The following is a 23,648-nucleotide window of genomic DNA, read 5'->3' as shown; positions in this document are numbered from 1 at the left end:
TCTCCTTATTTAAAAATAACATTACGGTGAACATACTAATGCAATTTACGAATACGACAGAAAGTACCAATCTACCTAATTTTTGTTTGGGTGAGTTGAACCTATCCATCATGCAAACAGTTTCAGAAATCGTGACGAATCCCAACTATCACCCTTTCAAGCAAAAAACCAAAAAAAATAGTCAGACATTTATCCAATACTATGTCAGTAATAGCCCACATACAGATCATGCTTTTTATTATTTGCAATCTATTTATCCCATCACTACTCCGCTATTACAACATCCTGCTTTCAATATCAGTCAGAGTGTCAAGGCTGTAAATCAGGCATATACGAATTTGGGTTACGTTTCGGATAGACCTATTAATCCAATGCTATTACACAATGAACATTATGTTGAGCAGATAAAACCTGTTGTAGATGCATTCGTATATGAATTGAAAAATCATTCAACCAGTAAAAGTGCAATTGACGATCGTGATAAGCGAATTACGTTAATCAAAGAAATACGCAAAGCAAATGTACCTGTGATGAAAAAGCTATTTAAAACTCAGCAACGGTTTAATCTTAATGTTTTCACTTATACATTTCACATGGAAAAATGTGAATTTCGTGATAAAGCATTTGTAGAACGAGGACTTGCGAAACAAATTTCAGATATGATTGATCAATTTCATGAAAATCATGAATCAGAGATATTAGCTTTATTTTTTTGTGTACAACGTAATTTATCAAATAACTACGTCTTAACTGTATATTGTGCTACAGAACGAGAATGCCAACCTCTTTCAATGAAAGATTGCATTCAATTACGAAATGGCAACTACATAATTGTTGCACCAACTTCCAATATTTCGTTAAGTATTGATGAATTCAGCTATCTAATGGATATTCAAGGCGTAGTCGGCATAAATGAAAAGACATGGAAAACTATTTTTGGACAACAAGTTGAAAAATACAAATATGTCTATTATGAATCTGAATTCGTATTACCAAAATTCATATACATAGAGTGTGACAGCAAAAATTGACGAGGAAGGGCTTTGCCCTTCTTTTACTTTGTTAGATTCCCAAAACTGTTTGATATGGCTTAAACCCTTCCAATACAACACCAGCAACTAAGCTATTAAATGGCTCACTATTGCCATACGCCATCCATTGATCCAGAGCCTCATAGTAGGCTAAGCGATTTTCTACAGTAATCACACTCGGTGGGTAACCTGCTTTCATCAATTCAAGATTCATCAACAATCGAGATGTACGTCTATTCCCATCCACAAAAGGATAGATACCCACAAAATCAGCATGAACTTTGGCTGCTCGCTCAATTGGATGCAATGTATGAGCTTCCATGTTATACCAATCTATAAATTGAGTCATCTTGTCATTGAGCAATGTGTGATCTGGAGGATTGGTGGTAGCACCTGAGATTAAGACATTTTGCTGACGATATCGTCCTGCATTCTCATCATCAATATTTTTTAAAATCAATTGATGAATATTACGAATTTGCCACTCTGAAAACGCTTCTTGTTTTTTTATAATATCTTCGACATATAAAATTGCATCACGATGATTGATCGCTTCAAAATGCTCCCTTAACGCTTTCCCACCTACGGTAATTCCTTCTAGAACTACTTTGGTCTCTAATAAAGTTAAAGTGTTACCTTCGATGGCGTTCGAATGATAAGTCCAACGTAAGATCAAGTCTTCATGTAGATTTTTAACAATTGCAGGTGAAAGAGGTCGATGCTGATCTAATTTAGCTTTTAAATCATCAATGATCTCAAACATGGTTTATCTCTACAGATGCAATCAAATGATCATACATGAAAAAGTCATAGCAATGAAATCTGACAGCTACAGCATCACATTGATGTATAATAAGAATGGTTCTTCAAATGCTAATCTAAATTTTTTATAGGCTGGGGGACGATTGGGGGATCAAATAAAATTAATTATTTTTTATTTAAATATTATCAATTACTTAGTCTTTAAATATGACTCCCTCTCTCGCCAGAATTTTGATTCATGTGTTTGCATGAAATAAGAAAGCTTAAATCGAAGGATTTAGGCTTTTTTACATTATATATCTTCCGAGATCACCAGATATAAAAAGCATCTCCCTCCTATAACTGTTGAAATATAGTTTTAACAGATTTAACCAACCATTTCCTAGCAACTATATCATCACTACGTTTAAACCAGTTCAAGCTCACTTTAAAGGAGTCAATAGCAAAAGGTAATTCAAACATTTGGACATTACCATGAGCTAAATAGTGCCGAGCTGCTCGCGATGGCAATGTCACCAACATATCTGAACTCTGCAAAACACCTTGTAGAACACTAAAATGTGGAACCTCTAAACGAATATTTCGCTTTAAATCCATTGTTTTTAAATACTGTTCAATTTGGACATGCCCTGTTGATGACTTAATGGCAATATGATCTTCTTGCAAATATTGTTCTAACGTCAGTTGATGCTGTAGCCTTGGATGATCAGCTCTCGCAATACATACATATCTTTCTTCAAATAAAGTGCGTGTTTCTATTTTAGGCATTATGGTCTGCGTACTATTAAATACAGCCAAATCTAAAAAACCATCAATAAGCCACTGTTCGACCTTAGACGACTGAATCTCCTCAATCTCAATTTGAATATAAGGGGCTGTTTTCTGCAAAAAAGCCATAAGACTCGGCAACAGGCAAATTTCACCAGCGTCTGAGAGACCAATTCGGAACGTTTTATTTGAGTTTTCAGGGTGAAATTCCTGTGCTTGAGCAATCGCCGATTCAATATTAAAAATTGCTTGATGAAAAATCGGATAAAGCTCATGTGCAACTTTTGTCGGCTCAACCCCACCTCGACTTCGGATAAATAACTCGTCATTTAACTGACGGCGTAAACGGTTCAAATTATAAGTCACAGAAGGCTGACTCAAATTTAATTTATCAGCAGCCTTACTAATATGACGAGACTCATAAATACAGACAAAAACTTTAATCAAACCTAAATCCATGGTTCTGATCCTTTAAATACTCTAAACAAAGACTTTAATTGTTTTGTTTAGAGTTTAGTTCCTTTTATAAGTGTAAAAATGCCTAATTCTTATGAAGATATACTTGAATTTAGCATTACAGGTTTACTTCGACTACAAATACTTATGGCGATAACACTTAAAGTTGCCAGCACGCAAGGAATGGCTAGCGCGATAAAATTATATTGAATTGGTAGATGTAAACTTAAAAGCCAGCCGCATAAAATTGGACCTAAAATCGCTCCAATACGGCCTACACCCAAAGCCATACCAATGCCAGTACTGCGAATTGGTGAAGGATAGAACTGAGCCATATAAACGAGCAGTAAAATTTGCCCACCAATAGAAGCTGCTCCTGCAATGGCAATACAGAGATATAAAATGACCATAGGTAAAGCATAACTCAGCAAGTAAAGTGAAATTGCACCCGCAAAGAATAGCGAACAAATAACTTTGCCGAGATGAAAACGATCGGCAAAGTAACCGCCAGCGATTGCACCCAACATTCCGCCCAAGTTTAACGCCAGTAAAAAGACCAGACTGGTTGATAAATCATATCCAGCGTCGACCATGAGTTTGGGTATCCAGTTACCAAGCGCGTACACCATGAGTAAAGCCATAAATACACTCAACCAAAAAAACACAGTGACTAAAGCACGATTCTCTGTAAATAGAGCAAGCAAAGGACGAGCGGCGGTTTGTTGATTTTCTTGATGTAATACGATGCTCGTATAATCAGTTATGTTTTGTTCTGGTGCTAATTGTTGAAGTAAATCACGCACCTCATTCCATTTTTTCTGGCGAACCAGATAATCAATTGATTCGGGTAAAAATTTCCAAATAATCGGTAATAAAATGAGTGGAATACCCGCCAAAACAAACATGATTTGCCAACCAAACTTAGGCACCAACCACATGCCTAAAAGCGCTGAGCTCATCCCACCAATCGCATAGCCGCTAAACATGAGTGATACTAAAGTTGATCGTAATTTCTTTGGGGCAAATTCGGTCATTAAGGCAATAACATTCGGCATTACCCCGCCCAAACCTAGGCCAGCAATAAAACGATAAATGGCAAACGCTTTAGGACTATTGGCAAAACCACATAACACCGTAAAACCACTAAAAATAAAGACACACAGCATAATTAAACGCTTACGGCTAAAGCCATAGGACTCTAATTTGTCGGCTAAACTACCGAAAATCATGGCACCAAACATCATGCCAAATAATGCAACACTGCCCAGCAATCCAGCAGTCATACTATCTAACTGCCAGTGTTGCATAAGCTTGGGCAAGGCAACACCATAAATGACTAAGTCATAACCATCAAAAATAATAATGAGCGCACTCAGCAAGATCACCCGCCAATGTAATGGCGTTAATCTTGCATCATCAATCAATTGATTTGCATTTAGTTTTTCCATAATTGCTTTCCTTAGCAAATTGTGTGTAAAACAAAAATTTTATTTAATTCGTTGCCATTCCTAGCTGGTGTAATTGTTGCTTTGCTTCTGCAACATCCTGTTCGAGATCGTGTTGCCATAACCAGTCAAAACGATGCTCAAGATGTTCGCCAATTTCGGCAAACGTTGGGTACTGAGTCGAATAACACTCATAAATTTCGCCAGACTCACGAGAAGTTTGTTGAACACGACAAGCACGTTTTAAACGAAGCTTTTCATAGATTGAAGACACATCGGTTAACTGATCTGCTTGTAAGTTTTTTGTCGACAATAAGGCCGCAAGAATCAATGCATCTTCAAGACCTTGGCCTGCTCCTGCACCTTGGTGAGGTAACATGGCATGTGCAGCGTCGCCCATGACAATGACATGACCTGAGGTACTTTGATACGTCGAAAGTTCTTCAATTTCATGTAAGGCCCAAATGGTAGGCTGTTCAATTAAACTGAGTAATGTTTGGCAGCTTTCACTCCAGTCTGAAAAATCAGAAAGCATCTGTGCTTTATCGACAGGTTTAGTCCACGGTGTATCAGCTGGAAGTACTGTATCTTCACGGTTTGAGCAGAAAGCAACGATATTAATTTGCTCACCCTTACGAATTGGGAACGTTAAAATATGTTTGTCTTTACCCAATAACATTTGGGGAATATCTGCTAAATCTGTATCGCCATTTACTTGTTTCAAAGCTTCTTTAAATAAAACGTGAGAAATAATGCCACGATATGCCCAAGTTCCTGAAAAACGTGGATGAACTGGTGACAATTGATGAGAAGTTAAAACATATTGGCGAACCACGGAACGGATACCATCAGCACCAATCAAATAATCGCACTCATGCTGACTACCATCATTAAAATGCAGAATCACCTGATCGTTTTGTTCTTCAATCGCCTCAAGACGTTTAGAAAAATGGACATTTTGCGTAGGCATGTGAGGAATAATGGCATCTAGAAAATCTGCACGATGAACAGATGACTGTCCTACACCTTCAGCAATAGATGCAGATAAATATTCATCGTTATAACCATTGCGCCATTGAAACCAAACATCCTGGAAGGGAGCCGATACTTTATCTGCAATTGCGTGATATTCGTTGGCTAAACCTAACAGTTCAATCGCTTTGACTGCATTGGCACCAAAAGAAATCCCTGCCCCAATTTCAGAGAACTGAGGTGCTGATTCAAACATTTGGACATCTAAATGGACGTATTTACTCAAATTACTTGCTAAAGCCAGACCAGCAATACCACCACCGACCACGGCTATTCGAATATGTGTACTCATGTGTTTGTTCCTTAAACATCATTCTCGTTTTCACATATTCATTTTTGAGAACTTGGCTTACAAAGTCCAATTAGTATTTTTTTTGTTCAATTATTTAAAAATTAAATAACTTATTAAAATAAGCGCTTAAATAATGACTCTACCCTTTTCATAAGAAAGCTATTTTTATTCTTTTACTTTTCATATAAATTTTTAAAAATTCTTTCATCATCAATCCGTTAATATTGACCAATTTTCCATTTACTCCAAGGATTTATTTAGATCAGCATTTTTTATTTTCAAGCTATAGATCTAAAGAAGAATAATCAATTAAACAAATAACGAGTCTTGCCTCTTGGCAAGCAGTATTTGCGATTAGCTCGTTGTAGCCGCCCCCATCATAACGAATATTATTTCAGCCTCATCTAACTTGTTTTGCTCATACGCATCTAAATAAACCGGAGAACTCTCTCACACTCCAACAATAAAGCCCAGGCTCAGAACGGGCAGCCAATCGAAGCACTGATTAAATTCATCCGTTTGCTTATTTTTTCGCTTGTTTTTTTAAACAGATTCTGTAGAATTCTCGCCACGTTGCCGGCATAGCTCAGTTGGTAGAGCAACTGACTTGTAATCAGTAGGTCCACAGTTCGAATCCGTGTGCCGGCACCATTTCTCGCTTTATTCTCTTTTCTTCCCCATCATTTTCTCAAAATGCGAAATATGCGGATTTAACAGATCCCATTCATTGGCATGACTCACAAAACATTCTGCTTGCGGTTGATACAGATTTGGTTCATCCAGCGTTCCTGCACGAATTGAAATCATCTCCGGTACCAGCTCAGGCAAACCAAACATTTGCGAACCGCAGGTTGGGCAAAAGGCACGGCGAATCGGCTTGCCAGACAATCCCAGAGATTCAAAATATTTCAGTTCGCCTTCAATTTTCAGTTCAGATTGATGAAAGAATGCAATCGGCGCATAAGCACTGCCCGTGGCCTTCTGGCAATCACGACAATGACAATTAAAACGATAACGTGGCGCGACTTCCGCCTGATAGCTCACCGCCCCACACAGGCATGAACCTTTATATTGATTTGGCATCTTGTTCTCACTGTTTTACTGCACTGACCTGAATATAACGTACTAATCCATCCTGATAGAGTTTTCGGCACAACTTGGCAGTCATCTCGATTTTGAACTGGGCAAAATCAAAACCATGCTTTTCAGCTTTTCGCGACTCAATATATTGAGCAAAACCCTTTAACACCGGTTCGGAAAAGTCCTGAATCTGAATTTCGCCAAAACCCTGATGCGCCAAGGTCTGCTCAAGCAGCTGCTGATCCAGCAGCTGCTGCCAATGCACATCAGCACCTTTTAACAGATAGCGATATTGCTGCTGTTGAAGATATCCACAGTTTGCCCAGTTCTCTGACCACATCAGCGTATGAAAAGCGATTCGGCCTTTTGAATTTAAAACTGGGGACACGGCATCGAGAAATGAATTCAAATCACTGTGATAAGCCGCATCGATACACAGCACCGCATCAAATGAATTCAAAAGTGGCAGTACTTTTAAATTCAAAAAATTTGCACAATAAATTTGAACTTGCGGTAAGTATTTTTGAATTCGTTGCACACAGGCAGGCTGCAGTTCAACTGCACTGAGTTGCTGAATCTGGTACTGCTGTAACCAGTGTAATAGACTCGCCCCTTGTCCACAGCCCAGATCTAAAACACGATCTGTTGATTTGAGTTGTAGTGAGGCAGCAATCTGATCGGCCAGACTTTGGCAAGCCAGCGCATAGTCCTGCTGCTGGTCCTGCCAAAAGCCCAAATTGCTCCAGGCAAGCGCTGCGTCATCTCCGAGATGCCGGGCATCAATGGCATATTTATGCCCGATAACTTTTTCAATCAGTGCCTGCTTGAAGGAGCGCATATTAATAACCGAGTTCGGGTGCAACCTTCACTTTTGGTTTTAGCCCAACAAAAGGTAACGGCGCACCTAAAATTTCAGAAATGTGCATGGCCGAGGTCACCGCCGATTCTAAAATTGGCAAACCATCACATGACCACGAACCACAATAAAACACTTTACGGTTCTGGTCTAAATGACGCTGCTGGATCTGTTTATTCAGCGCGACCGTTTCCGAGTCCACTACGGCACGAGTCAGTTTGACCTTGGAAATGATTTTCTTCGGATCGATGTCAATGACTGGACACCAGGTCTGGAACACGGCATTTTTACCGACCAGCGTCGGTTCAATCGAGTTAATCCACACGGTAAATTGCTGACGGGTAAATTTACGGTCCATCATATAGCTGAGTACTGCCCAGTCTTTACGGCGTTGCGGCATCACAATCGGATCGGTATGAATGACCAGATCACCTTCTTCAAAACGGAATTTTTTCAGCAAGGCAATATCTTCAGCAAACTGCGGCTGTTTCAGGAAGCCTTCAATCGCTGGAGTTGGTGTAGCAATCACCACACGGTCAAACAGCTGGCGCTCGCCCTGATCATTTTCTACCAGCACTTTATCGCCCTGCTCTTCCACCGTTTTCACCGGTGAGCCGCTATGGATCTCAATGCCATCAATCAGGCGGCTGACCAGCGCGGGCGTGCCGCCTTTCATCCGCAATAAGGCTTCCCCTTCGGTCAACTGGCGAATAAATTCCAATAAAGGTTTGGCTGGCCATTCACCAATGGTCTTGGGATGACAGGTACAAATGGTATACAGCACCGGCATCACCGTACCATGCCAGAACACTTCCTCAATATGATATTGATTCATAAATTCGGCTAAGGTAATGTCCTGCTTGTCTGACTTAAAGAATTGGTGTACTGCCGTTTTCAGCTGCAACATGCCCTTGACCAGACGCCAGCCATATTGCTGGATACCTTTACGGTTATTAATGATCGGGAAGTTACCAATGCGGCTGCGTGAGGTGGTCAGCCAGGTCTCTGTTTTATCTTCAAATAACCAGCTGCATGCCATAAAAGTACGGACAGGAAAGGTTTCAATGCCTAAATAGCTGGCCAGACTCAGGGTGTTCTGCCATAGCTTTGGATTCATGACACGCAAAGGGGCATCAATAATGCCACCATCAAAGTCAATACTATGACTATCCATGCCTCGACCCGCGAGTGCTTCGAATATCGTTACTTTATGTCCTGCATCATGTAGGATTCTGGCTGAGGCAAGTCCTGCCATTCCACTGCCGATAATTGCAATATCCAAAATTATGTCCCATCAGTTGATGATTTTTCTTGATTATGACTGATAGTTCGCCTAAACACGGTATTAAAAAATACCAGATTCAGCATTTCAGCCGCTGTTTTATTGAATTTCATTGTTCATTTATTGTTACATTTTATCACAATTCTGATTCTGCACTTAAGCCAATGAAACTATTCAAAAAATTACCTTTTAGGCCACAAAAGTATACAGAACATTCTTTATTTTTTCATTTTCAATGCCTTAGGGGCTTTGCAAAGCACAAATTTAGCGCTATTCTTTTGATATAAGAACGAGAACAAAGTCACATAATAAGCTGAATAACTATAAGTGACAATAAATTAAAAAAATCAATAGAGGACCCTTATAGCGAAAGCCCGGCACACTTCAAGGTGTGACGGGCTTTCTTACATAGGCTGGATTTAACTGTGCAATCAAGCGTCCATATGGCCAAATTTACCGCTATTGAAATCACGTACAGCTTCAACGATTTCGGCTTTGCTGTTCATGACAAACGGACCATAACCTTCAATCGGCTCATTCAGTGGCTGACCGGTCAGGATCAGGAATTTACTGTCCTGTTCCGCCTTGAGGCTAAACTCGATATCTTCACGACTCAGCACCACCAGGCTCGGCGCTTCAATGCTTTGACTGTCATTTAGGCTCACTTTTCCAGACAGCAATACCAATAAGGTGGTATGGCCTTCGGTCACATAAAAGCTGTGTTGCTGACCCTGTACAATCGTACCATCCCAGACATTGACCGGACTAAAGGTGGTCGCGGCACCATCAACGTCCTGATATTGGCCTGCGATGATGCGCATTTCACTACCTGCATCGTCCAGGGCAATGTGCTGAATCTGGTCGGCTTCAATGGCCTGATATTTTGCTGGCGTCATTTTGGAATGTGCAGGCAAATTAACCCACAGTTGTACCATTTCAAACAAGCCGCCCTCATGGGCAAATTCAGGCGAATGAAATTCCTGATGCAGAATCCCGCCACCGGCCGTCATCCATTGCACATCACCCGCTTTAATGGTTCCGCCACCACCACTGGAGTCTTTATGGGTCACTTCACCTTGGTAAGCAATGGTGACCGTTTCAAAGCCACGATGCGGGTGTGAACCCACCCCATGTTGCGCTGTAGTTGGATCAAAACGATAAGGCGCGGCATAGTCCAGCAACAAAAATGGACTCAGGCTTTGGCCTAAACGGTCATACGAAAACAGGTTATACACCGGGAAACCATCACCGACCCAGTGCATGTGTTTGTTCTGATACACACCAAGAATTTTCTTCATCTGGTTTCTCCTATAGAGTAGAAGTTCTGCTGTTGGATGCTATTTTACGCCTGCAACAGGGGGGCTTATAGCCTCAGAATGGCAACACATTATTCTATCTATAGGACAATTTAAAATTAAAAAGCTTATTGAAAGCCAAATATAATCAATCATCCTATTTTTGATATTGTTTGTCTCATTTTTTGTGCTTCATCTGACTTAAAAATTTAACTAGCATAATTTCAAGCAGTACGGACATTCATATTCTTATCCGTCTTCTTCTTTACAACAATATGAGGATACAACAATGGCTAAAGACTATATTCGCCTAGACAAAGACAATGCAGCGGTTCTTTTGGTCGATCACCAGGCTGGCCTACTTTCACTGGTTCGGGATATTGATCCAGACAAATTTAAAAACAATGTGCTGGCCTTGGCAGATGCCGCAAAATACTTCAACTTACCGACGATTTTAACCACCAGCTTTGAAAATGGCCCGAATGGTCCACTGGTGCCTGAACTGAAAGAACTGTTCCCAGATGCGCCTTATATCGCCCGTCCAGGCCAGATCAATGCCTGGGACAATGAAGACTTCGTCAAGGCGGTGAAAGCCACCGGTAAAAAACAATTGATTATTGCCGGTGTGGTGACAGAAGTCTGTGTCGCTTTCCCTGCGCTGTCTGCCTTGGCAGAAGACTTTGAAGTATTTGTGATTACCGATGCCTCAGGTACCTTTAATGCCCTCACTCGTGATGCCGCATGGGATCGCATGTCACAAGCCGGCGCACAGCTGATGACCTGGTTTGGTATGGCTTGTGAACTGCACCGTGACTGGCGCAATGACATCGAAGGTCTGGGGGCTTTATTCTCGAATCACATTCCGGATTACCGCAATTTGATGACCAGCTATTTCACCAATACTGCAGAAAAATAAGCCGCCCTATTAAGATCAGGACAGTTAATGCTATCCTGATCTTGTCGTATTTACCGGATCTGCTTTGCCTTGATCAACTCATTTGATGACTTTCATTATTTCTATCTGGTGGTGAAACACGGCGGATTTAGTGCGGCCAGCGAAGCTGAAAATATCAGTAAATCCAAGCTGAGCCGTCGCATCATTGAACTGGAACAGAAGTTTAATGTCAGCCTGATCCAGCGCACCACCCGGCATTTTAAGGTCACCGATTTGGGCCAGGAATTCTATGAAGAATGTTGTAAGGTAATTGCCCAAGTGGAATGTGCCGAAAATGTCTTGCTGAAACAGAAAAATGAACCGCAAGGCATGGTCAAGATCAGTTGCCCACCCTTGATGATGCATTTCCAGATTCGTAAATTACTGAATCAGTTCTTAAAAAACTATCCCAAAGTTGACATCTCTCTGGAACTGACCAGCCGTCGTGTCGATGTGCTGCATGATGATATTGATATCGCGATCCGTACCAGTTTTGAACCGAATCAGGATTCCAGCCTGATTGTCCGTGACGTGATTCGCACCGAACATTGTCTGGTGGCAGCACCCGAATTACTGCAAGGTCAGACCATCCAGCATTATTCAGACTTACAGCACTACCCGAGCGTGGCGCTTGGCATACAAAAACATCAGTATTACTGGCACTTATGTCATGTAGAGCGGGATGAAACGGTGGATGTGCCGTATCAGCCGCGGGTCAAAAGTAATGATCTGGCAGCGTGTATTATGCGGTGCGTGATGGGCTCGGTATTGCAGACTTACCCTACCTGACCGTGCAGGCCGATATTGAAAAAGGCAAACTCATTCATTTACTGCCCGAATGGAAATCCAATCGCGGTACGGTACAACTGGTGTATGCCTCACGTAAAGGCCAACGTCTGGTGGTGGAAAAACTGATTGAGACCCTGATGCAGGGCCTGCGTGAATTGGCAAAAACTGACAGTGGCTATTCGTTATAGGACTCTGATTAATACAACACCGAGTTGTGCTGTTTCAGTTCGTCAAACTTTTTGACCAGAAAATCGATCAATAATTTCATCGAGGGCAGCAAGCCGCGTCTGGAGGTATACACCAGATGGATCAGCTCAGGCTTGGGCTGCCATTCAGGCAAGACATGAATCAGGCGCCCCTGTTTAATATCTTCAGCCACCATCAGTTCCGGTAATTTAGCGATACCCAGTCCTTGTAAAGTAGCTTCTCTTAATGCTGTTAAATCAGTAGTGGTCAGCCGTGGATGGCACTGTACTTTCAGTTCCTGTTGATCCTGCGAAAATAATTGCCAATGATATTCAGGTGCAAAAGACTCCATCATCAACACCGGAAACTGGGTCAATTGCTGCGGTTCACTGATCGAATAAAACTGATGTAACAGGTCTGGACTCGCGACAATAAACTGCCGTGCCAGCGCCAGTTCCCGCACAATTAAATCGCTGTCTGGCAAAGGCAAAGTTCGAATCCGTAGCGCCAGATCAAAACGTTCATTGATTAAGTCAACCCGGCGGTTGGTGGCTTCCACATGCAGGCTGATCTTGGGATATAGCTGCAAAAACTCATTCAGCATCTGGCTAATATTGATATGCAATAAATTGGTCGGGCAAGACAGTTTGATCAGGCCGCGTGGTGCAGCGGTTAAAAACTCGATGGCCTCCTCGGCTGCCTCAGCTTCAATCAACATGGCCTTGCAATGCTGATAATAGATTTTACCCACTTCGGTAATCGAGACTTGGCGGGTGGTCCGGTTGATCAGCTTGACCCCGAGACGTTCTTCCAGATCGGCGATGCGGCGACTCAATAAGGACTTGGTGACCATCAGTTCCTGACTGGCGGCAGAAAAGCCACCGCAATCGATGACTTTGACAAAGAAATATAAGTCATTTAAATCTTTCATCTTATTTGCTCAACCTGTCAGTACTCAGCAGCATTGTTCTTTTGACATGACAATATATCCTATTATAGATATTTTTCAGTCATCGTCCTGTCTATATTATTAATTATACCCCCTAAGACAAGATGAGGATACAACAATGACAACACCAGCAAATTTCAATGGTCAGGCACCTGTGATTGATGTCAATGATGCCGTAATGCTATTGATCGACCACCAAAGCGGCTTATTCCAGACCGTCGGTGATATGCCCATGCCCGAATTACGCCAACGTGCCGCAGCTTTGGCCAAGATTGCCAGCTTGGCCAAGATTCCGGTGATCACGACAGCGTCGGTGCCGCAAGGTCCGAATGGGCCGCTGATTCCCGAGATTCATGCCAATGCACCGCATGCGCAATATATCGCCCGTAAAGGTGAAATCAACGCCTGGCACAACCCGGACTTTGTCAATGCAGTCAAAGCAACCGGTCGCAATACCTTAATTATTGCGGGAACCATTACCAGCGTGTGTATGGCTTTCCCTGCGATTAGTGCAGTTGCCGAGGGTTATAAAGTGTTTGCCGTCATTGATGCTTCGGGCACCTATAGCAAAATGGCAGAAGAAATTACCTTGGCCCGTGTGGTGCAGGCAGGTGTGGTGCCAATGGATACCGCAGCGGTGGCCTCTGAAATCCAGCGTACCTGGAACCGTGATGACGCACTGGAATGGGCACAGGTCTATACCCAGATTTTCCCGGCCTACCAGTTACTGATCGAAAGCTACAGCAAAGCTCAGGCTGTGGTTCAGAATAATGAAATACTGGACTCGGCCCGCTAAGCCTAGTCAGAGTGAAAAAAGCCAGTCATGAATGGGCATGACTGGCTTTTTATCAAACTTGTGCTATGTAGAACATTGCTAAACTAAGACATAAAACGTTTTTAGGTCTTATTCAGATAAATCCACACACAGATACTTCATTTCGGTATATTCCTCGATACCGAATTTTGAACCTTCGCGGCCTAAGCCCGACTGTTTCACACCACCAAATGGCGCAACTTCATTGGAAATCGCACCGGTATTGATGCCGACCATGCCGTATTCCAGTGCTTCACCGACTCGCCATTGACGGGCTGTACTCTGGGTAAATAAATACGCCGCCAGACCGAACTCGGTATCGTTCGCCATTGCCACCGCTTCGTCTTCGGTTTTAAAACGGAATAACGCAGCCAGCGGTCCAAAGGTTTCTTCTTTCGACACCTTCATGTCTTGGGTAACGTCCGTCAACACGGTCGGTTCAAAGAATGTTCCACCCAAAGCCGAACGTTGTCCACCAATGCGTAGCGTCGCACCTTTGCCAGTCGCATCGGCAATATGCGACTGAACTTTGGCAACCGCATCTTCATCAATCAACGGTCCCTGAGTTGAACCTTCCTGACGGCCATCGCCCACTTTCAACTTAGACACCGCTTCCACCAGACGATCTGCCAAAGCATCGTAAATGCTATCTTGCACATAAATACGATTGGCACATACGCAGGTTTGTCCGCTATTGCGGTATTTGCTGGCCATAATGCCCTGCACGGCCTGCTCAAGGTTAGCATCATCAAATACCAGTACCGGTGCATTCCCCCCCAATTCCAGCGAAAGCTTTTTAATGGTTGGTGCGCACTGCTGCATCAAGATACGACCGACCTGGGTTGAACCGGTAAAACTGAGCTTACGCACAATGTCGCTTTCGCATAAAGTCTTGCCGACTTCAATCGCATCACCACTGATATTGATTAAGATATCGGCTGGCAAGCCGGCCTGTAAGGCCAAGACTTCGAGGGCATAAGCGGTTAATGGGGTTTGCTCTGCGGGTTTAACCAGCATGCTACAACCCGCTGCAATTGCAGGTGCTGCCTTACGGGTGATCATTGCCGCAGGAAAATTCCACGGTGTGATGGCCGCCGTTACCCCAATGGCCTGTTTAATCACCAGCAAGCGCTGGTTCGGCTGGGTGGATGTGAGAACTTCACCATCAATACGGCGTGCCTGCTCTGCAAACCAGCGAATAAAAGAAGCGGCATAGGCAATTTCACCACGGGCTTCCGCCAGTGGTTTGCCCTGTTCAGCAGTAAGAATCTGCGCCAGGTTTTCCTTATGCTCAAGCATCAGGTTGTACCAGGCCAACAATACATCGGCACGGACGAGGGCGGTTTGCTTTTGCCAGGCTGCCTGCGCTTGGGCAGAACGCTGGATCGCCGCATCAACGCCCGCTCGGTCATAGCTTTTGACCCAAGCCAAGGTATCGCCGGTTGCTGCATCGTTGACTTCAATATAGTCACGGGATGCAGGCTGATTAAATGCAATATCGGGATGTTTTAACAGATACTGCAAATTGTTTTGAATCATGCAGATTGCTCCATTGCTGTTATACGCTGTGGATTTAATGCCACAAAACCTTGTTTCAAGATCTCTAGACCTTGACGGAATTGTGCAGCAGGAATGGTTAATGGATATAAGAAACGAATAACGTTACCGTATTTACCGCAAGTGAGCAGTAACAAACCGTTTTCCATTGCATAATTTTGTACAGCTTTTGCTTGCTCAGCCGTTTCCAGTTCAACCGCCACCATCGATCCGAGTGCACGAATATCGGTAACCACCTCACCTGATGCCTGCTGGATCTGTTTAAGTACAGCGACCAGCTCGGCCCCCAGTTCATTGGCACGTTCGCACAGTTGCTCTTGTTCAATCGCATCAATCACCGCATGGGCTGCCGCAACCGCAATCGGGTTGCCTGCATAGGTTCCGCCCAGACCACCCGGGTTTGGCGCGTCCATCACGTCCGCACGCCCCACTACACCTGAAATCGGGAAACCGCCACCCAGACTTTTTGCCATGGTGATCAGATCAGCTTTGGTCTCGAAATGGTTCATGGCAAACAGTTTACCTGTCCGTGCAAAACCGGTTTGGACTTCATCCGCCACCAGTAAAATACCATGCTTGTCACATAAGGCACGTAAACGCTTTAAGAACTCGGCAGGTACCACATTGAAACCGCCTTCACCTTGCACCGGCTCCAGTACAATCGCCGCCACGTCATGCGGGGCAATGTCTTCACTGAAAATATCTTCAACACTGGCAATAGCTGCATCGACGCTGATGCCTTTGGCTGGCACAGGGTAACGGGCATGGAACACCCCTGCCGGCATCACCCCAAAATCACGTTTGTACGGCGCAGTTTTACCGGTCATGGCCATAGTCATGAATGAACGGCCATGAAAACCATTACCAAAGGTGATAATGCCATGACGACCAGTATATGAACGTGCAATTTTCACGGCATTCTCAACCGCCTCGGCACCGGTGGTAAAGAAAGCCGACTTGGCCGTCCCTGCAATCGGCGCGCGCTCATTAATCCGTTCAGCCAAGGCCACATAACTTTCGTAAGGCGTGACCTGATAAGCCGTGTGGGTAAACTTGCTGAGTTGCTCAGTCACTGCGGCCATCACTTTGGGATGACGATGACCGGTATTCAACACTGCAATCCCGCCGGCAAAATCGATAAAGGCATTGCCGTCCTTGTCCCAAATGGTGGCATTTTCGGCTTTTGCCGCATACCACTGACACATCACGCCCACACCGCGTGGTGTGGCTTGCTGTTTACGTGCGTTAAGTGCAGAATGTTGATTGTTCATTTAATTCCCTCATATTTTCATCGTCAGTTACAGCGTTGCCCGACATCCAGCTCGTTTTTTTCAGGATGTTTTACAAGGACTGTCTATAGCTGTAATTTCGCGCGTATGAAGGCCAGTGACGAGAGCCACTTTTAAATTGAAGGAGAGAGCCAATTGCGTAGTTTACTTGGAGATCATTTATTACAACGTCTCCAACAGGACATGGAAGGAAAACTACACCAACGCCTATTTCGCTGTTTACGCGGGGCCATTATCGAAGGCGTCATCCAGCCGAAAACCCGCTTGCCTGCTTCACGTGACTTAGCCAGTGAAATTCATGTGTCCCGTAATACGGTGCTTTCAGCCTATGAGCAACTTCAGGCAGAAGGCTATCTTGAGGCACGTACCGGACATGGCACCTGGGTGGCAGAACAGCTTCCTGAAGCCTTTTTAAATACCAAAATCAATAAAAAACAAGCGCCTGTTGCCCAGCAAGAAACCTCGGTGGTACTGTCACAACGTGGCTCAAGTTTATTGGGCTATGCTGCGGCTTCTCCACACCAGTGGGGGGCATTTGTCCCGGGTGCCCCTGATGTCACCGAGTTTCCACATCATATTTTCAGTCGTATCCAGGCGCGCCTCAGTCGTGAACCCGATATCAACCGGCTGATTTATAGCAGCGCCGGTGGCTGTATTGAACTGCGCAGCGCCTTGGCCGACTATCTCCGTGTTGCCCGTTCCGTGCAGTGCGATGCAGACCAGATCATTATTACCGAAGGCATCCATCAGGCCATTGATCTAGTTTCACGGGCGCTCAGTGATATTGGTGACCGTGTCTGGATTGAAGACCCGGCCTATTGGGGGATGCGCAATACCTTAAGGATCAACGGGCTGGATATTCAGGCCATGCCGGTGGATGCAGAAGGGATTATTCCGGAAGAACAGCCTGCCGAACCGCCTAAACTGATTTTTGTGACGCCTTCACATCAATATCCACTCGGTTCGCATTTAAGTCTGGACCGAAGAAAACAGTTGATCCAGATCGCCCGTCAACATCATAGCTGGATTGTGGAAGATGACTATGACAGTGAATTCCGCTTCTCTGGCCAGCCTTATCCTTCCCTGCAAGGTCTGGAAAATGATGCGCCTGTGATTTATATGGGCACCTTTAGTAAAACCATTTACCCTTCATTACGGATTGGTTATGTGGTGGTGCCGAAGCCGCTATTTTCCCCTTTACGGATTGTAGCAGCGGAATTATATCGGGGTGGACATCTGCTCGAGCAGAAAGCCTTGGCTGAATTTATTCGTGAAGGCCATTATGAAGCGCATATCCGCCGCATGCGTTTGCTGTATGGCAAACGCCGTGACTATCTGGTGAGCCTGATTAACCGTTATTTGGGACCGGAATTTGTGCATGAATATGATGAGGCAGCCGGCTTACATCTGGTACTCAAGCTTCCGGCACAATGTGACGATGTCGCGGTTGCCGCCACCGCACTGGAACGTGGCGTCAAGGTACGCGCACTGTCACAATATTATATGCACTCCCATGCCCATGCCCAGCGTGGACTGCTAATGGGCTTTGCCTGTGTCAATGAAAAAGATATGGTCATGGCCTTTGGTGTGTTATTGCAATGTCTACGTGAAGCAGGGGTTGCGACCCTGCCTTAAGCACCAATGAAAAATAGAGAATCTCGTTCCCGGGATTCTCTAAGGATTTAAACGATGATTCCTACATGTTTAGATCGATTGTTTTTTCTGGATCAGCGCATTGTTGCTGACTTTAGCCTTATTCAGTTTCTGTACCAGCACCCCAATCATTACAATCGACAAAGCCAGCAAGGACGTGTAGATCACCTCTTTAAAATAAGTCCCTTCAAACAGCATCACCAGCAGTGATCCAATAATGATAAAAATCACGGCATAAGTTATCCACGGGAACAGCCACATTTTAAAATCGATCTGTTTGCCTTCACGCTGATACTTTTTACGCATCCGTAACTGGGAACAGGCAATCGCCAGATATACATATAAAGCCACCGTGCCTGTGGCCATCATCAGCACATCATAAACATTCATACTTTCAGTTGCGGTTAAATACACGGCAACAACGGCAAATAAACTGGAAAATACCACCCCGATCCATGGACTGCCCTGACGGTTGGTCAGCGCCAGACATTTGGGTGCATCGCCACGCTTGGAGAGCGAAAATAGCATGCGCGAACAGGTGTACAGTGCCGAGTTAAAGCAGCTACATACCGAGGTGAGTACCACGAAATTGACAATATGCCGTGCTTCAGGAATCCCCAGTGCCGTCAGGGTAACGCTATACGTGCCCCAGGTCGGATCCTTTAATAAAGGATTGTCATGCGGAATCAAACAGACCGTGATCAACATGGAGCCGACATAGAACAATAAAATCCGCCAGACTACTGAATTAGATGCTTTGCGAATCTCTTTTTCCGGGCTTTTGGATTCCGCAGCCGCCACCGTGACAATTTCAGCACCGACATAGGCAAACATCACTCCCAATAACGCAGTAATCACTGGCGCGATGCCATTCGGCATAAATTCTTGTTGGAATAACCCCATTGAACCTGCTTGAGCCAGTTCACCCCACGGCCACAGATGAAAAATGGCTAAACTGCCAATCACCAAAAAGATAATAATCGCTACCACTTTGATCAGGGCAAACCAGAACTCAAATTCACCATAGCTTTTGACATCTTTTAGATTGACCCAGACCAAGGACACAATCACCAGTAGCATATAGCCCCAGATCGGCATAAACGGAAACCAGCTATGCAGAATCTTACCGGCGACATAGGCCTCCCAGCCCATCAACAGGGTCCAGAAACACCAGTACAGCCAGCCAATTGAGAACCCGGCCCAACGTCCAATGGCACGATCGGCATAGGTCGAAAATGAACCGCTATCCGGATTCATCACTGCCATTTCACCGAGCATGCGCATGATGAACAGCACCAGTAATCCGCCTAAGGCATAAGCCAGGATAACCGCGGGACCTGCGGCGTAAATGACATTACCGGAACCGACAAATAATGCACCGCCAATCACTCCAGCAATCGAGATCATGGTGAGATGGCGCGACTTTAATCCACTTTGTAAGCCTTGGGCTTGCTTGGCTTCGGGACGATCAGGATGTGCTGTCATTATTGTTCTTCCTTCACTTCAGGCGCATCTTCCGGTCTCAGAACAGTGCATTCTGAAATAGAAAATACCCTCAAAAAATTTAGTCGTTTTGTTCATCATCCATGCCTGGATCTTTCTATGACTAAACCGACGCTTCCGTATGCATACGTCCAATAGATTTAATGTGTCGCTTCGGCAGCCAAGAAACGAGAGCCATTTTGAGAATAAAACCGAGGGCCAATTGCAGGATTTCTCCTCACAATCGGGACTTTTTTAAAGTGTATTTTTAAGGGCGTTCTTGTTTTGGTTTTTAGCAATAAAGCATTGAATTCTTTTCAAAATATGAGCTAACAAGAGGATTTTGCGGATACCTGATGCAAGGAAAATAAGACAATAAAAAAGCGAGGTATAACCGAAGTTATCCTCGCTTTTGAACATCTGCTTTGGGCTTAGAACGGTAAGTCGTCGTCTAGATCCGCAGGTGCTGCAGCAGGTTGCGGTGCTGCTTTTGGCGTATTAAAACCATTACCTGCTTGAGGGCTGCCCGCATAATTACCTTGGTTGCCGCCGTTAAAGCCGCCATTCTGGTTGTTATTGTTATAACCCGTGTTCTGGTAGCCACCACCTTGATTATTATTGTTGTTAAAGCGTGGTTGATTGAAATCGCCGCCGCTTTGCTCGCCTTGCTGACGCGTATCCAGCATTTGCATCTGGTCGCCACGGATTTCGGTGCTATAACGTTCCTGACCATTCTGGTCGGTCCATTGACGGGTACGTAATGAACCTTCGATATAGACTTTTGAGCCTTTACGCAGGTATTGCTGAGCAATTTCACCTAAACGGTTATGCAATACAATACGATGCCATTCCGTTTGCTCTTTACGTTCACCTGTACTCTTGTCCATCCACGACTCACTCGTTGCAATCGAGAACTGAGTAAGCGACCCGCCATTCGGGAAGGTTTTTGTTTCTGGATCTCGTCCTAAAGTACCTACTAAAATAACTTTATTCACACCACGCATTAGCTGTCTTCATCCTATATATTTATATGTTTCACTTTATAAGAGTTATGATCAAATGGCTACCTCTTTGCCAATCAAGTGCGTTAAATCTTGTCGTCCAGCATCATCAATGCACTGTTTATCGACTTTAATATAAGCAACTTGTTGCTCAGGCATCACCACGACTTCTTCAATACCACGAATTGCCAAAAGTTTTGAAGTCCATTCGTCTGTTTGTACCGTCTGAGGTAAAGGCAATACAATTGAGGACAGATATCTTGGCTGTGCCAACCCAAAACTAATCAGCAGCCATATTATAGCAATCCCGGTCAGCACACTCCACCCGAGCGCAGTATTCTGCATCATCAAAAGTTGCCCGCCCAAGGTACCGCCAAAGAAAGCGCCGAGGAACTGGCTGCTGGCATTGACCCCCATCGCAGTCGCTTTGGACTGGATCGGCGCAGCCTTGGACAACCATGACGGCAATAAGGCTTCCATCACGTTAAATGCAATAAAGAACAGGCCTAATCCAGCCAGTAACACGTATTTTGATTCATAGCCAAAAATCAGGATCAACAGGCCGCCAATAATTCCCGCAATGGCAGTAAGAAAAATGCCCCGCATTTTGCGATATTTTTCCGCAATGATAATGCTTGGAAACGCAAAGAACAGACTGATCAGCAACAGCGGCAAATAGACGAATCCGTGCTTCGCCAATGGAATTTGTGCATATTCAATCAACTGTGAAGGCACATAGATAAACATAGCGGTCAGCAACAGATGCAATGCAAACACCGAGACATGCAAGCGATTCAATTCACCCATCTGGATCACTTGCTTGAGCTGATTCAGATAGCCCTGCTGGTAGTTTCGATGATGACGGGTGACTTTAGGCACCAACAGCAACATCAAAATGGCCGCCAGCCCCATAATCGTGGTCACAAAGAATAGCCCCGAAATACCGACCAGACTGGTCAGCCACGGCCCCAAACTAAACGCCACCACAAAAGACAGGCCAATACTCATGCCCATCGCAGCCATGGCTTTGGTCCGTTGTTCTTCTCGGGTCACATCCGCCAGTAATGCCATCACCACCGCTGAAACGGCACCGGCACCGGCAATGGCACGACCGATAATCACGCCATAAATGGTGTCCGACAAACCCGCAATTGCCCCACCGATTGCAAACAGCAACAGGCCAAGCACCACCAGCGGTTTACGGCTAAAACGGTCTGCCAGCAAACTAAATGGAATCTGTAAAATTGCCTGGGTTAAGCCATATACCCCGACCGCAAGACCGATAAGGGCTGGCGTGGCGTATTGATAGGATTGTCCTGCCACTGAAAAGACAGGAATAATCATGAACAAGCCCAACATGCGTAAGGCAAAAATGCTACTTAAGGCAAAGGTTGAACGGCGTTCTAAAGCATTCATTGTTGATAAGACACTATAACGGGCTCAGCGAATTATAAGCCATTCGCCTGCAAAGGTTGTAAGTTAGATCATGAAAATCACAATCTTTCTTCAAGGAAAAATAAAGGAGCGAATATCGCTCCTTTATTTAACATAGCTGTTCAAGCTGAAAACAAGCTTAAGAAGCCTGTTGTTCCCGCTTGCTGTACTGAATCGAAGCAATCACCGCCCAGACAATAAAGGCCACCCCGATCAGGCCAGTCACCACTTCAGGAACATGTAAGCCGGTACCGCTGGCAATCATGATAAAGGCCAAGGCACCAATGGCATAATGTGCGCCATGTTCCAGGAAGATATAAGCATCCAGAGTACCTTTCTCGACCAGATAAATGGTCATCGAACGGACAAAGATCGCACCGATCGCCAGACCGAGCATGATGACCACCACATCACTGGTAATCGCAAAGGCACCAATCACACCATCAAAACTGAATGAGGCATCCAGCACTTCAAGGTAAAGGAAACCACCAAAACCGGCTTTGACCACACCCGCAGCAGCACCATTTGAATCATGGGTGACAGCATTACCCTCATCATCAATTTCAGGTTCGCCACCCAATAAATGACTCAACACCTGAACACCGATGTACACCACAATCCCCCAGATTCCTGCCATGGTGACCGCCAGACGCACCGATTCATCGACGTTTGCCGCCATGATGATCATTGCAATCAGGGCAAGGAAAACCGACATCGCAGGTACACTGGCCAAATGTGCCAGTTTGGCTTCTAACCATTTAAACCAATGGGTTTCTTTGCCATCGTCAAAGAAGAAGTTTAAGAACACCATCAATAGGAAAGTACCACCAAAGGCTGAAATTTCAGCATGATGGGCCATTAAACGTTCGGAATAGGTTTTTGGATCATTGAGGGCCAGTTTTGCCACTTCAATCATGCCCATATCCGCAGTCACGGCCACGATGACTACAGGGAAAATCAAACGCATACCGAATACGGCAATCAGAATCCCTACGGTTAAGAAAATCATTTTCCAGAAATGATCCCAACCACGTAGCACCGAAGCATTTACTACCGCATTATCAAACGATAAAGAAACTTCCATCACCGCCAGAATCGCAGTAATGGTCAAGGCTTTAAGCATGGTAGCTACGCCTGCTTCAGGGCCGTGCGTATAGCCCCAGTAGGCCGATAGTGCAAGACACACCACCGTAAAGAAAATTGAGAAACGAAAATGCTTCATGAGCAGCCTTTTATTCAAATAGTCGGGTTATAAAAATGT

The 23,648-nt window shown here is 44.5% G+C and carries 19 protein-coding genes, 1 tRNA gene and 1 pseudogene; 6 read left to right on the top strand and 15 right to left on the bottom strand.

Annotated elements, in window-relative coordinates; all coding sequences use genetic code 11:
* Positions 1 to 38 precede the first annotated feature (38 nt).
* Positions 39 to 1,031, top strand: coding sequence for a hypothetical protein (locus tag ACNQO6_RS09650; protein ID WP_440208831.1), 993 nt, complete (start codon positions 39 to 41; stop codon positions 1,029 to 1,031).
* A 31-nt stretch (positions 1,032 to 1,062) separates the two neighbouring features.
* Here ACNQO6_RS09650 and ACNQO6_RS09645 read toward each other — a convergent pair whose 3' ends face one another.
* The 4 genes from ACNQO6_RS09645 to salA form a co-directional block, all read right to left on the bottom strand.
* Complete coding sequence (locus ACNQO6_RS09645; protein WP_440208830.1) at positions 1,063 to 1,794, bottom strand: Fic family protein; 732 nt, start codon at positions 1,792 to 1,794, stop codon at positions 1,063 to 1,065.
* Positions 1,795 to 2,129: 335 nt separating this feature from the next.
* Positions 2,130 to 3,020 (bottom strand): LysR family transcriptional regulator, encoded by an 891-nt coding sequence (locus ACNQO6_RS09640; protein WP_440208829.1) that lies wholly within the window; start codon positions 3,018 to 3,020, stop codon positions 2,130 to 2,132.
* Positions 3,021 to 3,109: 89 nt separating this feature from the next.
* The gene (locus ACNQO6_RS09635) at positions 3,110 to 4,465 is read right to left on the bottom strand and encodes an MFS transporter (protein ID WP_440208828.1); all 1,356 of its coding nucleotides are present in this window, start codon (positions 4,463 to 4,465) and stop codon (positions 3,110 to 3,112) included.
* Between the two features lie 43 nt (positions 4,466 to 4,508).
* Positions 4,509 to 5,786: a salicylate 1-monooxygenase gene (salA, locus tag ACNQO6_RS09630; protein WP_440208827.1), complete on the bottom strand. Its 1,278-nt coding sequence runs from the start codon at positions 5,784 to 5,786 to the stop codon at positions 4,509 to 4,511.
* A gap of 575 nt (positions 5,787 to 6,361) precedes the next feature.
* Here salA and ACNQO6_RS09625 point away from each other — a divergent pair.
* Positions 6,362 to 6,437: transfer RNA gene (locus ACNQO6_RS09625), tRNA-Thr, on the top strand.
* A gap of 9 nt (positions 6,438 to 6,446) precedes the next feature.
* On the opposite strand, the gene ACNQO6_RS09620 is transcribed toward ACNQO6_RS09625, so the two are convergent.
* The 4 genes from ACNQO6_RS09620 to ACNQO6_RS09605 form a co-directional block, all read right to left on the bottom strand.
* Positions 6,447 to 6,869 (bottom strand): GFA family protein, encoded by a 423-nt coding sequence (locus ACNQO6_RS09620; protein WP_440208826.1) that lies wholly within the window; start codon positions 6,867 to 6,869, stop codon positions 6,447 to 6,449.
* A 7-nt stretch (positions 6,870 to 6,876) separates the two neighbouring features.
* Positions 6,877 to 7,704 (bottom strand): SAM-dependent methyltransferase, encoded by an 828-nt coding sequence (locus tag ACNQO6_RS09615; RefSeq protein WP_396514094.1) that lies wholly within the window; start codon positions 7,702 to 7,704, stop codon positions 6,877 to 6,879.
* A gap of 1 nt (position 7,705) precedes the next feature.
* Positions 7,706 to 9,004 carry an FAD-dependent oxidoreductase gene (locus tag ACNQO6_RS09610; protein WP_005282532.1) on the bottom strand — a complete coding sequence of 433 codons (1,299 nt, stop codon included), beginning with the start codon at positions 9,002 to 9,004 and terminating at the stop codon, positions 7,706 to 7,708.
* Positions 9,005 to 9,435: 431 nt separating this feature from the next.
* Positions 9,436 to 10,302 carry a pirin family protein gene (locus ACNQO6_RS09605; protein WP_440208825.1) on the bottom strand — a complete coding sequence of 289 codons (867 nt, stop codon included), beginning with the start codon at positions 10,300 to 10,302 and terminating at the stop codon, positions 9,436 to 9,438.
* 286 nt (positions 10,303 to 10,588) lie between these two features.
* On the opposite strand from ACNQO6_RS09605, the gene ycaC reads away from it, so the two are divergent.
* Together ycaC and ACNQO6_RS09595 are read left to right on the top strand one after the other, a co-directional pair.
* Positions 10,589 to 11,215 (top strand): isochorismate family cysteine hydrolase YcaC, encoded by a 627-nt coding sequence (ycaC, locus tag ACNQO6_RS09600; protein ID WP_004657244.1) that lies wholly within the window; start codon positions 10,589 to 10,591, stop codon positions 11,213 to 11,215.
* A 69-nt stretch (positions 11,216 to 11,284) separates the two neighbouring features.
* Positions 11,285 to 12,210 (top strand): annotated as a pseudogene (locus tag ACNQO6_RS09595) (LysR substrate-binding domain-containing protein).
* Between the two features lie 8 nt (positions 12,211 to 12,218).
* On the opposite strand, the gene ACNQO6_RS09590 reads toward ACNQO6_RS09595, so the two are convergent.
* Positions 12,219 to 13,139, bottom strand: a complete 921-nt coding sequence (locus ACNQO6_RS09590) for a LysR substrate-binding domain-containing protein (protein ID WP_005227817.1) — start codon at positions 13,137 to 13,139, stop codon at positions 12,219 to 12,221.
* Positions 13,140 to 13,275: 136 nt separating this feature from the next.
* Here ACNQO6_RS09590 and ACNQO6_RS09585 point away from each other — a divergent pair, with 136 nt between their 5' ends.
* Entirely contained in the window at positions 13,276 to 13,953 is a 678-nt protein-coding gene (locus tag ACNQO6_RS09585; protein ID WP_005282519.1) for a hydrolase, read from the top strand.
* Between the two features lie 108 nt (positions 13,954 to 14,061).
* Here the strand turns inward: ACNQO6_RS09585 and ACNQO6_RS09580 are convergent, their stop codons facing one another.
* Entirely contained in the window at positions 14,062 to 15,510 is a 1,449-nt protein-coding gene (locus ACNQO6_RS09580; protein ID WP_440208824.1) for an NAD-dependent succinate-semialdehyde dehydrogenase, read from the bottom strand.
* Positions 15,507 to 16,799: a 4-aminobutyrate--2-oxoglutarate transaminase gene (gene gabT / locus ACNQO6_RS09575; RefSeq protein WP_440208823.1), complete on the bottom strand. Its 1,293-nt coding sequence runs from the start codon at positions 16,797 to 16,799 to the stop codon at positions 15,507 to 15,509. Before gabT ends, ACNQO6_RS09580 begins: the two co-directional genes overlap by 4 nt.
* Positions 16,800 to 16,952: 153 nt before the next feature.
* On the opposite strand from gabT, the gene pdxR reads away from it, so the two are divergent.
* Positions 16,953 to 18,452, top strand: coding sequence for a MocR-like pyridoxine biosynthesis transcription factor PdxR (pdxR, locus tag ACNQO6_RS09570; protein WP_005282511.1), 1,500 nt, complete (start codon positions 16,953 to 16,955; stop codon positions 18,450 to 18,452).
* Between the two features lie 69 nt (positions 18,453 to 18,521).
* On the opposite strand, the gene ACNQO6_RS09565 is transcribed toward pdxR, so the two are convergent.
* From ACNQO6_RS09565 to ACNQO6_RS09550, 4 genes are all read right to left on the bottom strand, one after another.
* On the bottom strand, positions 18,522 to 19,955 hold the full coding sequence (locus ACNQO6_RS09565; protein ID WP_343581265.1) for an amino acid permease: 1,434 nt from the start codon (positions 19,953 to 19,955) through the stop codon (positions 18,522 to 18,524).
* 428 nt (positions 19,956 to 20,383) lie between these two features.
* Positions 20,384 to 20,956 (bottom strand): single-stranded DNA-binding protein, encoded by a 573-nt coding sequence (ssb, locus tag ACNQO6_RS09560; RefSeq protein WP_005227828.1) that lies wholly within the window; start codon positions 20,954 to 20,956, stop codon positions 20,384 to 20,386.
* 51 nt (positions 20,957 to 21,007) lie between these two features.
* Positions 21,008 to 22,369, bottom strand: a complete 1,362-nt coding sequence (locus ACNQO6_RS09555; RefSeq protein WP_343581262.1) for an MFS transporter — start codon at positions 22,367 to 22,369, stop codon at positions 21,008 to 21,010.
* Between the two features lie 157 nt (positions 22,370 to 22,526).
* Positions 22,527 to 23,609 carry a DUF475 domain-containing protein gene (locus tag ACNQO6_RS09550; protein WP_343581261.1) on the bottom strand — a complete coding sequence of 361 codons (1,083 nt, stop codon included), beginning with the start codon at positions 23,607 to 23,609 and terminating at the stop codon, positions 22,527 to 22,529.
* Between the last annotated feature and the right edge of the window lie 39 nt (positions 23,610 to 23,648).

This window comes from Acinetobacter calcoaceticus, from assembly GCF_051947995.1.
Lineage (GTDB): Bacteria > Pseudomonadota > Gammaproteobacteria > Pseudomonadales > Moraxellaceae > Acinetobacter.
The sequence above is the reverse complement of the archived record's forward strand: the minus strand, read 5'-3'. Positions and strand labels throughout refer to the sequence as shown.

Coding starts and splice junctions, on each gene's coding strand:
- ACNQO6_RS09650 (WP_440208831.1), top strand. CDS start 39: ATGCAATTTACGAATACGACAGAAAGTACCAATCTACCTAATTTTTGT.
- ACNQO6_RS09645 (WP_440208830.1), bottom strand. CDS start 1,794: ATGTTTGAGATCATTGATGATTTAAAAGCTAAATTAGATCAGCATCGA.
- ACNQO6_RS09640 (WP_440208829.1), bottom strand. CDS start 3,020: ATGGATTTAGGTTTGATTAAAGTTTTTGTCTGTATTTATGAGTCTCGT.
- ACNQO6_RS09635 (WP_440208828.1), bottom strand. CDS start 4,465: ATGGAAAAACTAAATGCAAATCAATTGATTGATGATGCAAGATTAACG.
- salA (WP_440208827.1), bottom strand. CDS start 5,786: ATGAGTACACATATTCGAATAGCCGTGGTCGGTGGTGGTATTGCTGGT.
- ACNQO6_RS09620 (WP_440208826.1), bottom strand. CDS start 6,869: ATGCCAAATCAATATAAAGGTTCATGCCTGTGTGGGGCGGTGAGCTAT.
- ACNQO6_RS09615 (WP_396514094.1), bottom strand. CDS start 7,704: ATGCGCTCCTTCAAGCAGGCACTGATTGAAAAAGTTATCGGGCATAAA.
- ACNQO6_RS09605 (WP_440208825.1), bottom strand. CDS start 10,302: ATGAAGAAAATTCTTGGTGTGTATCAGAACAAACACATGCACTGGGTC.
- ycaC (WP_004657244.1), top strand. CDS start 10,589: ATGGCTAAAGACTATATTCGCCTAGACAAAGACAATGCAGCGGTTCTT.
- ACNQO6_RS09590 (WP_005227817.1), bottom strand. CDS start 13,139: ATGAAAGATTTAAATGACTTATATTTCTTTGTCAAAGTCATCGATTGC.
- ACNQO6_RS09585 (WP_005282519.1), top strand. CDS start 13,276: ATGACAACACCAGCAAATTTCAATGGTCAGGCACCTGTGATTGATGTC.
- ACNQO6_RS09580 (WP_440208824.1), bottom strand. CDS start 15,510: ATGATTCAAAACAATTTGCAGTATCTGTTAAAACATCCCGATATTGCA.
- gabT (WP_440208823.1), bottom strand. CDS start 16,799: ATGAACAATCAACATTCTGCACTTAACGCACGTAAACAGCAAGCCACA.
- ACNQO6_RS09565 (WP_343581265.1), bottom strand. CDS start 19,955: ATGACAGCACATCCTGATCGTCCCGAAGCCAAGCAAGCCCAAGGCTTA.
- ssb (WP_005227828.1), bottom strand. CDS start 20,956: ATGCGTGGTGTGAATAAAGTTATTTTAGTAGGTACTTTAGGACGAGAT.
- ACNQO6_RS09555 (WP_343581262.1), bottom strand. CDS start 22,369: ATGAATGCTTTAGAACGCCGTTCAACCTTTGCCTTAAGTAGCATTTTT.
- ACNQO6_RS09550 (WP_343581261.1), bottom strand. CDS start 23,609: ATGAAGCATTTTCGTTTCTCAATTTTCTTTACGGTGGTGTGTCTTGCA.